This window comes from Paenibacillus sp. GM2FR (genome assembly GCF_002803325.1).
GTDB lineage: Bacteria > Bacillota > Bacilli > Paenibacillales > Paenibacillaceae > Paenibacillus_AQ > Paenibacillus_AQ lautus.
This window is the reverse complement of sequence record NZ_MKZM01000008.1, coordinates 3,378,547-3,392,930: the sequence shown is the minus strand read 5'-3', so window position 1 is coordinate 3,392,930 and position 14,384 is coordinate 3,378,547. Positions and strand designations below refer to the sequence as shown.

At 54.8% G+C, this 14,384-nt stretch carries 9 protein-coding genes; 4 read left to right on the top strand and 5 right to left on the bottom strand.

Features of this window, described 5'->3' with window-relative positions:
* The first annotated feature begins 7 nt into the window (after positions 1 to 7).
* The 4 genes from PAEVO_RS15310 to PAEVO_RS15295 all read left to right on the top strand — a co-directional run bounded on the left by PAEVO_RS15310 (position 8) and on the right by PAEVO_RS15295 (position 7,311).
* On the top strand, positions 8 to 1,549 hold the full coding sequence (locus PAEVO_RS15310; RefSeq protein WP_100538311.1) for a response regulator: 1,542 nt from the start codon (positions 8 to 10) through the stop codon (positions 1,547 to 1,549).
* A complete protein-coding gene (locus PAEVO_RS15305; protein WP_100538310.1) occupies positions 1,527 to 3,362 on the top strand; it encodes a sensor histidine kinase in 1,836 nt (611 codons plus the stop codon). The genes PAEVO_RS15310 and PAEVO_RS15305 overlap by 23 nt, the downstream gene beginning before the upstream one ends.
* 122 nt (positions 3,363 to 3,484) lie before the next feature.
* Positions 3,485 to 5,098, top strand: coding sequence for an ABC transporter substrate-binding protein (locus PAEVO_RS15300; protein WP_100538309.1), 1,614 nt, complete (start codon positions 3,485 to 3,487; stop codon positions 5,096 to 5,098).
* Between the two features lie 101 nt (positions 5,099 to 5,199).
* A complete protein-coding gene (locus tag PAEVO_RS15295; RefSeq protein WP_100538308.1) occupies positions 5,200 to 7,311 on the top strand; it encodes an alpha-galactosidase in 2,112 nt (703 codons plus the stop codon).
* A gap of 201 nt (positions 7,312 to 7,512) precedes the next feature.
* Here PAEVO_RS15295 and PAEVO_RS15290 read toward each other — a convergent pair whose 3' ends face one another.
* The 5 genes from PAEVO_RS15290 to PAEVO_RS15270 form a co-directional block, all read right to left on the bottom strand.
* A complete protein-coding gene (locus tag PAEVO_RS15290) occupies positions 7,513 to 8,802 on the bottom strand; it encodes an ABC transporter substrate-binding protein (protein WP_100538307.1) in 1,290 nt (429 codons plus the stop codon).
* 162 nt (positions 8,803 to 8,964) lie between these two features.
* Entirely contained in the window at positions 8,965 to 10,584 is a 1,620-nt protein-coding gene (locus tag PAEVO_RS15285; RefSeq protein WP_100538306.1) for a response regulator transcription factor, read from the bottom strand.
* A complete protein-coding gene (locus PAEVO_RS15280) occupies positions 10,559 to 12,346 on the bottom strand; it encodes a cache domain-containing sensor histidine kinase (RefSeq protein WP_100538305.1) in 1,788 nt (595 codons plus the stop codon). Before PAEVO_RS15280 ends, PAEVO_RS15285 begins: the two co-directional genes overlap by 26 nt.
* A 163-nt stretch (positions 12,347 to 12,509) precedes the next feature.
* A complete protein-coding gene (locus tag PAEVO_RS15275) occupies positions 12,510 to 13,346 on the bottom strand; it encodes a carbohydrate ABC transporter permease (RefSeq protein WP_009589859.1) in 837 nt (278 codons plus the stop codon).
* Positions 13,343 to 14,308 (bottom strand): carbohydrate ABC transporter permease, encoded by a 966-nt coding sequence (locus tag PAEVO_RS15270; protein WP_100538304.1) that lies wholly within the window; start codon positions 14,306 to 14,308, stop codon positions 13,343 to 13,345. The genes PAEVO_RS15275 and PAEVO_RS15270 overlap by 4 nt, the downstream gene beginning before the upstream one ends.
* Between the last annotated feature and the right edge of the window lie 76 nt (positions 14,309 to 14,384).

Here is a 14,384-nt window from a genome sequence, read left to right as displayed (position 1 = left end):
TATGAGCATGTATAGCATTTTTCTCGTAGATGACGAAGAGCTAGAGCTAGAGATGATCCGAGATTATATTCGTTGGGAAGAGATGGGGATATACGTGGCCGGAACAGCCCTGAACGGCAGGGATGCCCTGGAGAAGATCGAGGTGATTCAGCCCGATATCGTATTGACGGACGTCCAGATGCCCGTCATGAACGGGCTCGATATGGCGAAGCGGGTGAGTGAGTTATTCGACTGGATTCAGTTCGTCTTCCTGACCGGACACGATGAATTCAATTATGTGAAATCAGCCTTAAACGTGGGAGCCGTCGGCTATTTATTGAAGCCGCTGGATCTGAGCGAAATTGTAAGCGTTATCGATAAAGTCAAGCGGCGCTGCGAGGAAGTGCGGATGAAGAACCGCTCCATTCGCGTGACCAAATCCAATATCGTACGAGAGATGATGTTCGAGCAGAACGAGGAGCGATTCCGAAACCTCGCTGCCAGCTACCATAAGCTGTCCCGCCATACGGAGCCGAGAACGTATACCCTTACGCTGCTCGGCCTCGATGCTCCGCACGCTGCACAGCCGGGGCTGTCCCTCGAGGATGGCATGGCGCGCCTGCAGACACATATGGAGGAGTGGCTTGCGGACAAGAAGCTGGAGGCGGATCTGGTCATCTGCCGGGAAGGCGAGCTGGGCATCTTCATGGATGCTGCCAGTCATCTGAGCCGTTTTACGTGGGAGGATCTACTGAAGCAGATGCAGGATGCGCTGGGCTTTACGATGACCGCGGCCGTGAACGAGGAACCGGAAGAGCTGTTCCGCATTCAGGATTTATACCGGGAGACGCGGCTGATGCTGGAGGAGATGTTTTACGTCGGGAACGGGAGAGTCATCTATGCCAAGGACGTGTTGCGGCAGCTGGAGAGCCGGCAAATTCCTCCTTTCCAAGAGACGGCCTATTTCGAGGACATTCATCAGCTGGCATCCGAGCAGGCCGCGCAGAAGCTGCGGGATTATTTCAACCGGCTGGTGATGCTGCGGATCCGAAAAACCGAAGTGTGCGATTTTGCCATCGGACTGGTGGAGCGTCTGCTGGAGGGGATCCACGAGCCGATCACGGAGAGCCACAAGCGGGCGGAGCTTTACCAATCCATCTATCAGTGCCGAACCATGATTGAAATCGAAGCGATCATCATGGATTACGCCGGGCATGCGATTCGGACGCTGGAACACCGGTTCATGGACAAAAATGCCAGGCTGGTGCACCAGGTGCGCACGACGATCGACCAGACCTATCACCAGGCCATCACAATCAACAGCTTGTCCGATCAGGTATATCTGTCTCCCAACTACCTTCGTTCCATCTTTAAGGAGAAAACCGGCATGACGATCCATGATTACCTAACCAAAATCCGGCTGAACAAAGCCAAGGAGCTGCTCGCCGACGATTCGCTCAAAGTGCAGGACATCGCCCAAAGGGTCGGTTATGAGAGCACATCCTACTTCATTTCCTTATTCTTAAAAAGCCAAGGAGTTACGCCGAATGAATACCGCAAAAACATCTAGCCCGTCCGGCCCGTGGAGCCGTCTGGCAGGGGCTTTCCCGTTCGCGCACTTACGCGCATACACCAACTGGCGGCTCCGGCACAAGTTCTTTTTCATCTTTCTGATCGTCATCATCCTGCCGTTCTCGCTGCTGATCTATTATTCGTATTCTTCGACGCGTAGCACGATTACGGAGCATACCTATACGGCCTTGGGCGGATCGCTGGCACAGATTAACACCAACGTGGAGAAACGGCTGGAGTACTACAATCAGCTGTCGAACATCCTTTACATGGATGCGCAGCTCCGCAATTATCTGTCTACCGACTATGAGCAGGCGTATTATTATTTGGATGCTTTCCAATATATCAACCGGACGCTGCCGTCTCTGATGACCCTGAATGCCAACATCTTGGGCATTACGATTTATACGGGGAACCATACGCTTTATTCCGACGGCCAATACGTCAAATATACGGAAGAGATGCCTTCGGCGATGGAGGAACAGGTGCTGGATGCCGCCGGCAGTACGGTGTACTTTCATTCCGAGGATTTCAGGGCCAATGATGCACATATCACCATTGCCCGTTCATTAAGCTATTTCAGCCTGCAGCATCCGTACGGGATTTTGACTATGGACATTAACGCAAACGAATTCTACTCCCTGATCAAAATGGAAAACGACAACAAAAGCGTCTATATTATCGACGAATCTGGCGGCGTGATCAGCACGGGGGATCAGAACCTCCAATCGAACCAGCTGTTCGACGTGTTCCCGATTCAGGAGCGGATGACCCAGGATGCAGGCTCATTCGATATGAGGATTAACGGGCAGGAGCGTTTTTTTACGTATAAAAAGCTCAGTAACGGCTGGTCCACCGTCATCACCGTGCCCTACGACGAGCTGCTGGCCAATGCGAATCAGGCGACCAAGAATGTCATCTGGTTCTCCGTACTGGCGATTGGCATGGCCATCCTGCTGCTTTATTTTACGACCAAGGTCATGACCAAGCGCATCGAGGTGCTGCTGCAGCAGATCCGGAAGGTGGAGCGTGGGGATTTCCGGCTGTCGATTAAGCCGATGGGGCATGACGAGATCGGTCAGGTGTCTTTTGCGTTCAATAAGATGGCCTCGACGATACAATCCCTGATCCATGACGTATACGTGAAGGAGATTGCAAGGAAGGAGTCGGAGCTGAATACGCTCCAGGCCCAGATCAACCCCCATTTTCTATACAACACCTTGTCCTCGATCTCTTCTCTGGCAATCAAAGAAGGGGCTATGCAGGTGTACCAGATGGTCAATTATTTGGCCAAGTATTACCGGGTGTCGCTGAACAAAGGAAAACGCATCATTCTGCTGGAGCAGGAAATCAATCTGGTGAAGAATTATGTCGCGATCCAGAAGATCCGGTTCCGGGACAAGCTTCATATGCATTACGACCTGGATGAGCAGCTGTTCGGGAACACAACGATCAAGCTGATTCTGCAGCCCTTCATCGAGAACTGCATCAATCATGCCATAGGGGACGAATCGGGAATCAACATTAACGTGAAGCTCAGGCAGGAGGGGGACGATATCTTGCTCCAGGTCATCGACGACGGTATCGGGATGAAGCCCGAACAGCTCGATCACGCGCTGAACAAATCGGATAATCTGTCGGGCTACGGCGTGAAGAATGTGGATGACCGGATCAAACTGACCTACGGGGAAGAATATGGCGTCAGCATCTTCAGCCGGCTCGGCATCGGAACCGCGGTGACCATTCGGATACCTGTAATCTCCGATAGGCATCCTGCAAACGAACGGGACCCGCAGCAGGCGTTACCCTGAATGAAAGACATTTTGCATCATGGATTGTAAGATTGCGTTATAGATCAATGAACTCCCGATTTTTACAATGATAGATATATTCGAGCACATGAATATGACGACCTTAGAAAGGGGTTCAGGGAATGAAGAAACTAAAATTGATTCTGGCAGCAGCGCTCGTTATGACAACGCTTTCGGCTTGCGGCGGCAACCAGAAGGCGGCATCGGGCGGAGACAGCGGCACGGAGACGGACAGCAATGCTCCGATCACGTTAACCTGGTTTGACCAAAACACGGGGGATGCCTTTACGAATCCGGTCGCTAAAGTGATAACGGAAAAGACAGGCGTCACCGTCGAGATCCAGCAGCCTACGGGCAATCCGGTCGAGAAGCTGAATCTGATGCTGGCCAGCGGCGATCTTCCCGACGTTATTTTGATGAGTCGTGGAAGCGATATCATGAACAAGTATATTACCTCTGGCGCGGTGATTCCGCTGAATGATCTGATCGAAGAGCACGGACCGAATATCAAAAAAATGTACGGCGACACGCTTGCCAAAACCCGAAGCGAGGACGGCAACAATTATTATTTCTCCAACTGGTACGGCTTGGAGCAGTACCCGGTGTTCGGCTTCATGATGCGCATGGACATCATGAAGGAGCTGGGCGTCGGCGATAAAGTGAACAACGGCGAGCCGTTTACCGCTGAGGAGTTCGAGCAGCTGCTTGTCAAGTTCAAGGAGAAATATCCAACGATTGACGGCAAAGAAAGCATTCCGATGACGCTCAATGGCGAGAACGTCGGAGCCGTGACCGGCAGCTTCAAGGGCATGTACGGCATGATGCCGTATTACGAAACGAACGGGGAGCTGAAGAAGGACGTGCGCGATCCGCGCTATCTCGAAATGGTCAAGTTTCTGAACTCCCTGTACCGCAAAGGCCTGCTCGATAAGGAATGGGCAACGATGAAGACCAAGCAGTTCGAGCAGAAGCTGGGCAACGGCAACGTGTTCGCCACAGCGGAAGCGCTCTGGAATGTGGGAAATGCGAATGCGCTGCTCAAAACCGAGGCAGCCGATAAGGCTACCGAGGACGAGCGTCAGTTCTACCAATATAAAGTGCTGGCCCCGGGCGTGAAGCCTGAAGAGGCCACTTACGGACCGAAGAGCTCTCTTGGTTGGGACGGCGTCGCGATCAGCCGCTCCAACAAGGATCCGGTGCGTACGATGAAGCTGCTGGATTTTCTGGCCAGCGAGGAAGGCCAGTATCTGCTGATGTGGGGAGTAGAGGGCGAGCATTGGGACATGAAGGACGGCAAGCATGTGCCAAGACAAGAAGTGCTGGACGCCTTCAAGAAGAATTGGGATGAAGCTTCCCGTACGACGGGCATTCGCAAGTGGACCTGGATGATCAAGAACGGTCCCGGCGAGGACGGAACCCCGTATGACCTGATGGGCCGTTACCAGACCGATCCGGTCACGGATCTGGCGATCAAGAACCTGGCCGATACGTCGTTTGATACGGCACCGTATGACAACCTGGGTCCGGCTGGCGGAACGCCGGAAGCCATCATGGAAACGAAGGTGAACGACACCATCAATAAATATTTCCTGAAGATGGCCCTGTCGCCATCCGAGGATCAAGTGGTGGAGTCCTACAACCAGATGATGGCCGAGATCGAGGCGGCTGGCCTGGCCAAGCTGGAAAAGATTTATACGGACAACTTCAACAAACGTCAAGAGCTGTGGGGCAAATAATCTGACCAAGGGGAGTCAAAAGATGCTTCGTCTTTTGACTCCTCCTTTTTTTCTTGCGCAGGCATAAACCAGATCAACACGAATCGGAAGGATGATATTCTGTGAACATTCAATACCAAGAACAGTTTCGCGTGTTTGCGATACAAACCGATAACAGCTCCTATCTGTTCGGCATCAACGACAGCGGCAATCTGCAGCATCTCTACTGGGGGGAGTCCGTCGCGATCGAAGACGCTGCGCCGCTGCTGAGGCCGAGATCCCACAGCTCGTTTGACGCGGAAGTCCATTCGGAGGTGGAGGAATACAGCTTCTGGGGCGGCGTCAAATACAGCGAGCCCAGCCTGAAGGTCCGCATGCCGGATGGCGTGCGCGACTTGGCGGTTCGTTATGCCGGGCACCGCACGCTGCAGACGGAAGGCAGGGAGACGCTAGTCATCGTCTTGAAGGACGAAGCGTACCCGCTCGAAGTGGAACTGTCCTACCGGGCGATTCCCGAGTGCGACCTGATCGAACGTTCAGCCCGGATCGTCAACCGCGGCGAGGGGGATATCGTGCTGGAAAATACGCAATCCGCGGCATGGGTCATCCCCTATCTGGCGGATTACCGCCTCACGCACGTGACGGGGAAATGGTCCGGCGAATTTCAGCTGCGCAGCACCTTCCTCACCGAAGGAAAGAAGGTGCTGGAATCCCGCAGGGGCTTTACGGACAGCCATGCCAATCCGTGGTTTGCGATGGATGACGGACATGCCACGGAGTCGGCGGGGCAGGTCTGGTTCGGCGCGCTGGCCTGGAGCGGGAACTGGAAGATCACGGCCGAGCGGACGGTGTTCGAGCATGTCCGGGTGACCGGGGGCATCAATGACTTCGACAGCCAGTGGGTGCTGGAAGCGGGAGAAGCCTTCGATACGCCAAGCTTCGTCGGGGGATACAGCAGCGGCGGCTTTGGCGGGATGAGCCGGCAACTGCATCGCTATCAATACTCGGATGTGCTGCCGGGCAGCCAAACGAGACCGGTCTTGTATAACTCTTGGGAGGCAACATACTTCGATGTCAATGCCAAGGATCAAATGGCTTTGGCCGAAAGAGCTGCGCGCATGGGCGTGGAATTGTTCGTCGTGGACGACGGGTGGTTCGGCGGGCGCAACCACGACCGCGCCGGGCTTGGCGATTGGTTCGTGAACCGGGAGAAATTCCCGAACGGTCTCGGCGAGCTGATTAACCGGGTGCATGAGCTGGGCATGAATTTCGGCATTTGGGTGGAGCCGGAGGCCGTTAATCCAGACAGCGATCTGTACCGGGAGCACCCGGATTGGGTGTACCATTTCGAGACGCGGGAGCGCTCGGAGCTTCGCAATCAGCTGCTGCTGAACATTTCGAAGCCGGAGGTTAAGGCTTACATTGTGCAGTTTATGACGGACCTGCTGGAGAAGCATGACATCAAGTTCATTAAATGGGACATGAACCGGACCGTAACCGAACCCGGCATGAAGGATCATCCGCTTCACCGCCAGAAGGAGATCTGGATTCGCCACGTTCAGAGCCTGTACGAGATTTGGGCGGAGCTGCGGCGCAAATTCCCGCATGTGGCGTTTGAAACCTGCGCCGGCGGCGGAGCACGCATCGATCTTGGCATCTTCCGATACGCCGACCAATCCTGGCCGAGTGATAACACCGATGCTTTTGATCGCCTCAGCATTCAGGAGGGCTTCTCGTACACGTATGCTCCGCGGATGATGACCTGCTGGGTGACGGAGTCGCCGACAGGGATGAATCGCAGACAGGTCTCCCTCAAATACCGCTTCCACAGCGCCATGATGGGAACGCTCGGCATCGGCTCCAACCTGAATGAGTGGAGCGATGAGCTGATTGCGGAATCGGCCGAATATGTTGCGCAGTATAAATCCATTCGCCATCTGGTTCAGTTCGGCAGCCAGTATCGCCTGGACTCGCTTCGGCATAAAGGCGTAACGGCCGTGCAGTACGGCAGCGAAGACGGCAGCGACAACGTGCTGTTTGCGTTCCTGCACAGCCAGAAGCTGGGCGAACCGCTGCCGAGACTGCGGCTTACCGGACTGCAAGCCGATCAGTCGTATGGCATCGAGGGGCTTGAAGGTACATGGAGCGGCAGGGCACTCATGAACATCGGGATTGAGCTGCCGCTGCGCGGGGATTTTGACAGCTTGGTGTATCGCATTCTGAAACAGGGATAAGATATCCTAAAATAGAAAGCGCCGCGTTGTCTAATAGACAATGCGGCGTTTTTTTGCCGTTGCCTTCCATGTTAACTTCAATGTTATGCATGATATTAGATCGCGAGAAAAAGCACCCGATACGTTCAGGTGCTTTTTGGTGTGCCACCGCTTCCGCGTGGCGGTTCTATCCAAACAAAAACAACAGCTTAACGGCATGGATTACTCCAGGCTTTTGCTTAATTTGACAATCTGGTCCCAGCCTTCGTCGATGCTGATTTTACCGAACATGATTGACTGCGTGATGTTATCGTATTCCTTCGTGAAGTTGGCCCAGCCGCCCTTATTCCCGGGGCCGGGGTCAAACGCGGCCCCGTCCTTGGACACCTCGTTGATCAGGCCGAGGGAGCTTTTATCAACGTCCGTAAATTTGGGCTGGAGTGCATCGGCTACGGTTTTGTTGACCGGAATCCCCCGCGAAGTGCCCAAAATTTCTCCGGCTTCCTCGCTGTTGACAAACCAGTCGATGAACTCCTTCGCTTCTTCTTTATATTGGCTGTTGGGGCTGACGCTCCAGTACATGGAGGCTTTCAGCCAGCCGCCGGCCTGCGTTCCCCTCGGCTGGGTCGTTAACGCCATGACGCCGGGTTTTAAGGCATCCGTTCCGCCGAATTCCGCGGCATGCGCGCCCCGAAGCAGAATCTTTTCCTGGATGAGCAGGTCCATTTGCGCGTCCTGCGCTTTATCCGACACGGTCACGTCAGGGGGTGTTACGAGTTGGTCCTTGCGCAGCTCCGCCCATTTGTTCATCCAATCCTTCCAGGTAGCCTCGTCATAATGGAATTTTCCGTCCTTGCTCATGGAGAAGCCCTTGCCCATGCTCAGCTGATACGACATGTAGAATGCGCCATCCGCGGTCAGGTCCCGCGTGAGGTATTGGTCCTTAGCCAGCTTCGGCTTCAGGTCGCGCGCCATGGCGAAAAATTCGTCCCATGTCTTCGGCGGCTGAACGCCGAGGCTGTCCATCATCGTCTTGTTGTACACCATGCCCCAGGCGTTGTTGCCAAGCGGCATTGCGTACAGCTTGCCCTGGTAGGTGCCTGTCTCGAGCAGCACCTTATCGATATGGTCCGCCGGAATGGAGGAGAGATCGTCCAGCCGTCCGCTGGACGCCCAATCGTTGAACCAGGCAGCATCCATTTGGAAAATATCCGGCGTGTTTTTCCCCGCGGACTGGGTCGACAGCTTGTCTTGATACCCGTCGAACGACTGATACTCCGGTTCGAACGTGATACCCGGGTGCTTTTCAGAGTACAGATCAAGCGCTTTCAGAGTTGCGTCATGCCGGGCCTGAGAGCCCCACCACATGATTCGGAGCTTGATGGATTTGCCGTCTCCCGACACCGCAGATCCGGTTTCTTCTTTCTTGATCCCGCTGCAGGCGGAAAGAACCAGGGACAGTGACAGCACAGCCGCAGCGCCGGCGGCGAGACGGTGCCATGATTTTCTCATTGGAAATGAACCTCCCTTAAGTAACTGATCTTCTTCCTTTACCGTACCAAGTCCAGGGTCCTGCTCGTAGGGGACAAATCAACAAATCATTTCAGTATTTTACGATGATCGAATGAAGGGGGGCGAGATGCTCAGTCGCCAGGAGTAAACGGGACTATCCGTTTAGGCTTTGTGGAACTCGGTGGGACTGCGTCCGGTATGCTTTTTGAACAGGGTGGTAAAGTACGGAACATTCCGATAACCGACCCGATCGGCGATTTCGGCGATCAGCAGCTTTTTCTCGAGAACCATGCTCTTGGCTTTTTCCATTCGCACCCTGGTTAGATAATCGCCAAAGGTTTCACCTGTAAACTGGCGGAATAAGGTGCTGAGATAGTTTTTGGAGATATAGACCTGGTCGGCCACATCCTGAAGATGGATGTTCTCGGCGTAATGCTCATGAATGTATTGGATGATATAATCGACCGTTTCCTTATGCTTGAGGTTTTCATTCGGCGTGTAACGCGAACAGATTCGGTTCACTTTTTCCGCTATCCATGCCTTCCACTGCTGGGCATCTTCCAATTGCCCCAGTTCTTTGGTCAAGTCTGTAAGGGATATCTCATCGTCGAGCCGGATGCCGGACTCGTACAGGGTAAAGGAGAGGATGGCAAACAGCTGCGTTCCGATGGCGGCAAGCTCGTCGGGCTGGAGCTGAGCCGCGCCGCTGTCCTTGCGGAAGAAGTCGTCCAGCGCCAGCAGCGCTCTGGGCTCGTCAAAGGTCCGCACGGCGTCGGTCATCTCCTGGAAAAATCGCACCGGCCGCACGTTCCGGGGTGCCGTATGCCGGAAGCCGCCTTCGTTATATACGTAGACACAGGGAAGGGCGACATCCGGTTCGCGACGCTCGGCGAGTGCTTGAAACGCTTCTTCGGTGGAGTCGGAGATGGCAAGCCAGTCGTCCTTGCGAAGACCGGCGCCGATGTGCAGCTTGACCTTGAGGAATCGATGCACGGACGAAATGATTCGCCCTGCCAGCGCCAGAACTTCCGAGCGGAACGCTTCCGTCGGCCAGGAGAGGGGCTTATACAGCAGCAGTGCCATATGGTGACTATGCAGCTCCAGGAAATAGCTGCGCAGCCCGTCCTGCCCGGCCAGCTCCTCCACCGTGTTGCCTACGGCGAAACGGAACAGGTGCCAATCCCGGACGGAGATGCCTTCCATGCGTCCCTGCCGCTTGATTTCCAAGGCCAGCATCATGAATTGGGCATTCTTCCACCCGAGCCGCTCCAGCATACGGGAGGGATCCGTCAACGGGGAGGAAGTCCCTCCGGTGAGGACGGATTTGACCCATTCCCTTTCCAGATACGGCTCATACTCCATGAGTTGGTTTTGAAGCTCCCTCTCCCTGTCTTCCAGCGCCCGGCGTTTCGCAAGCTCGCGAGTGACGCGCTGCAGCACCTCGCGGATCGTGGTCGGTGAGGCCGGCTTGGGCAAATAATCGTCGACCTGTAACCGCAGCGCTTTACGAGCGTAGTCAAAATCCGAGTACCCGCTCAAAATGATGATTTTGCCGGTGTACTGCTGCTTACGGAGCTGTTCGATCATGTCGAGGCCGTTCATGACGGGCATATAAATATCCGTGATGACGATGTCGGGTTGGCTTGCTTCAATCAGCCTCAGTCCTTCTTCGCCATCCATGGCCTCCCCGGCGGGCCTTACTCCGAGCTGCTCCCAAGGGATCAGCCGAGACATGCCGCCAAGCACTTGCCGGTCGTCATCCACGATTGCGATGGTCCACATGTATTCTTCCCCCTTCGTGATTGCGCTGCTGATTCAGCTTGGGCCAATAGATCTCCGCTTCGGTGCCTGGCGCATCGGTACGGTTGCGAAGCGAAACGCCAAAGGGCGGGCCGAAAAAAACCTGAATGCGCTCGGTGACGTTGCGGATGCCGTATCCGCCCGTCGGATGGCGTTTTCGCGTTTTCCAGTCTTTACGCAGCCCGATGCCGTCGTCCCGAATCCAAATCCGGATGCCTAGGTCTTCTACCGCACAAGTCAGATGGATCTGGCCCTGGCGTCTGCCATGAAAACCATGCATAATGGCATTTTCCACAAAGGGCTGCAGGGTCAGCTTCGGAATCATCAGATGCTGTACTTCCTTCGGGCAATCGATGTGCCATTCCAATCCTTCGCCCCACTTGAACTGTTGGATTCTCAGATAGCAATCAACATGCAGAAGCTCTTCCTGAATCGGAATCATGGATTCGCCGCCCGACAGGCCGATGCGAAACATCTGCCCCATCAGCTCGAGCACGCGGCTGATCTTCTCCTGGCCGGCTTCAAGCGCCATCCAGTTCAGCTGATCCAGGGTGTTGTAGAGAAAATGAGGGTTAATCATCGCTTGAAGCGCCTTAATCTCCGCTTCGCGCTGCGCTTTATACTGCTGCTCCAGCGACTGATACAGCGTTTCGATCCGCTCGGTGAGCTTGCGGTAGCCGCTGAACAGGCTGCCGAATTCGTTGCGGTATTCCGTCGGCAGCGGCTGCCCGCGCTTCCCTGGATTGAACGCCTGCATCAGCTGAACCAGCCTCCGGATCGGCCGTGTGAAATTCCGGGAAAGGAACAACGTGAAGAATAGGGACAGCAGAATGGCGGCGGCTCCCACCACGGCCATTGTCCACGCCAGGCGGACACTCCCGCTGGTGATTTCCTTCCAGGGCGTAAGCTCCACCAGCATCCAGCTGCCCGGGGACGTCCGGGACCACACGGTAAGCATGTTCTTCTCCGGCAGTGAGCCGGCGGCGGCCAGCAGCTGATGCGCATGGCCGGTGTCCCCGCTGACCCGCTCCAGGATGGCATTGATTTCCCCGGGCGGCGGAGCAATCCGGGTGTGCATGATCATCCGGCCGCCGGAGTCGAGCAGCAGCCGGCTGGCCGAGGAGTTGTCTTCCGTCAGAATTTCCCGCAGAAATTTAACCCGGACATTGATAATCAGAATTCCCCGGTTCACACCGTCCAGCGTTGTGATTTTACGGACAAAGCTGATCACCTGCTGCTTTCCCTGCGGCGAACCGACCTCCCGCTGGCCGATCCAGAGAAAATCGGATTTGTCGACGGCCGGATACCAGCTCTCCCGGCTGGCCGAGGCGAGCGGGAGGTACTGAATGTTGGCGTTGGGATCGACCTGAAGCGGATCGCTCATATAAATCTGAAAGGAAAACATCGAGCGCGAGCTGTTCAGCATCGGCGCCAAATAATCCCGGTTTAGCTCGTCCCTGGCCGTCTTGCGTTCATAATAATCTCCTTTCATCGTTACATAGTTGACCAGAGGCGAGTTGATGGACACGGCGAGCGAGGTTTGCTCCACAGCGCTCATCTGGTCGGTAAGCTGTTTGTTGAGCTGCTGCAGCACCGCCTGTTGGTACTTGGAGGCGCTGTCCGCCTGCTCATCTGCTGAGAACCGATAGCTGACAATCATCATAATCGTGATGAGGATCGCGATAAAACCGGCAAAGCTGAAGAAAAAAACGTAATCGATGCGGAACGTGCGAAACGGATTCATGCGTTTTCCCCTTCCTTTGGAAGCCATGAGGACACAGCATTCGCAATGCTGCCTCAATGCCCATGATGGCGGAAGCCGGATGATCGCGATTGTCCGGCTTAACCGTTACCTGAAGAAGAGCTGGAAATAACGCGGCACAGCTATCCGTTTACCGCTCTGAACCTTAACCTTTCAGCCCGGATGTGGCGATCCCTTCCACGAAATGCTTTTGCGCCAGAAAGAAAATGATCACCGGCGGCAGAACGGAGAGCAGGGATACGGCAAGCAGCTGCCCCCACGGAACGGCCGACTGGGAGTCGATGAACATCCTGAGCGCGAGCGGGACGGTATACTTGTCCACGGTGTTCAGATAAATCAGAGGCCCAAAGTATTCGTCCCAGCCCCAAATAAACGAGAAAATCGTAACCGTGATGAGTGCCGGCAGGGTCAGCGGCATGATGATGCGCAGATAAATGCCGAACCAGGTGCAGCCGTCGATTTTTGCCGACTCATCAAGCTCCCGCGGAATGCCGCGGATGAACTGGACAATCAGGAAAATAAAGAACGCTCCGCCCATGGCCGACGGGACGATCAACGGCAGATACGTATTGATCCAGTCGAAGGAATGGAACATCGTATACTGCGGGATGAGCGTGACTTGTCCCGGAAGCATCAGGGTCATCAATAGGATGGAAAACCATAACCCCTTCAGCGGAAAGGACAGTCTCGCGAAGCCGAAAGCCACCAGGCTGGCTGAAATGACATGTAAAATCGTGGTCGCCACGTTGAGCTTGAGGCTGTTCATAAAGAAGCGTGTAAAGGTATACTTGGGCAGCGCCATCCAGCCTTCCGTATAATTTTGCCACAACCATACTTTGGGGAACAGAGTGGGCAGACTGATTTCCGGCGTCGATTTGAAGGAGGCGCCGATCCACCAAAGCACGGGATAAAACATCACAAAACAGAATGCGATCATCAGCACATGGACCAGCCAGTTTTGTTTTTTATGAGCACCTGTCATTTGCGGCCCTCCGTTTCGGTTTCGTAGAAGACCCAGTATTTGGACGCGATAAAATTAAGGGCCGTGGCGATGCCGATGATAACAAGCAGTATCCAGGCCAAGGCCGAGGCATAGCCCATCTGCAGTGATCCGAAGGCTTTGTTGTACAGGAACAGGGCAAACATCTCGGTTGAATTGACCGGTCCTCCATTCGTGACCACAAAAGCTGAAGTGAACATTTGGAATGCGTTGATGATGCCCATGATCAGATTAAACAGGATGACCGGGGATAACATGGGCAAGGTAATCCGGATGAACTTGCGGAGCGGAGAGGCCCCGTCCACGGAGGCAGCCTCATACAGCTCGCTTGGGATTTGTTTAAGACCGGCAAGGAAAATAATCATCGATGAACCGAACTGCCAGGCCGTCAGCAGCACCAGGGTGCCGAGGGCGGTGGAGGGGGTGCCGATCCAGTTTTTGGGGGCGATTCCGACCCATATCGCGAGCTCATTAATGAAGCCGTTCAAGCCGAAAATATTGCGCCATAGCACGGCCACCGCCAAGCTTCCGCCGATCAGGGACGGCAGGTAAATGATCGTCCGGTAGAAGGATATGCCCCGGATGTTCCGGTTCAGCAGCAGGGCTACAACCAGCGCGACCAGCAGTTTCAGCGGCACGGAAGCGATCACGTACAGAAATGTCACCTTCAGCGAATTGAAGAAGAGCCGGTCTTGAGCGATATCCTGGTAGTTCTCAAGCCCGATCCAGCGGGCCGGCTCCAGCAGCGAATACTCAGTGAAGGATAGATAGAAGGACTGGATAATGGGCCACAGCTGTAAAATAAGAAAGCCCAGCAGCCAGGGGGCGATGAACAGGTAGCCGGCTATCGGCGCGTTCCAGCGCCCTTTGAGTGTTTTGGCAACCGCCTTCATGCCCTTGTACAGTCCGGCCTTGTCCGACGACTGTACCGTTTGTGCATTCATGATTAATCACCTCTCGCCTATTGATAGCTCCCATTGTATCCTGATGGAAATCGGGCCTGTAGGCGAAAGATGCACA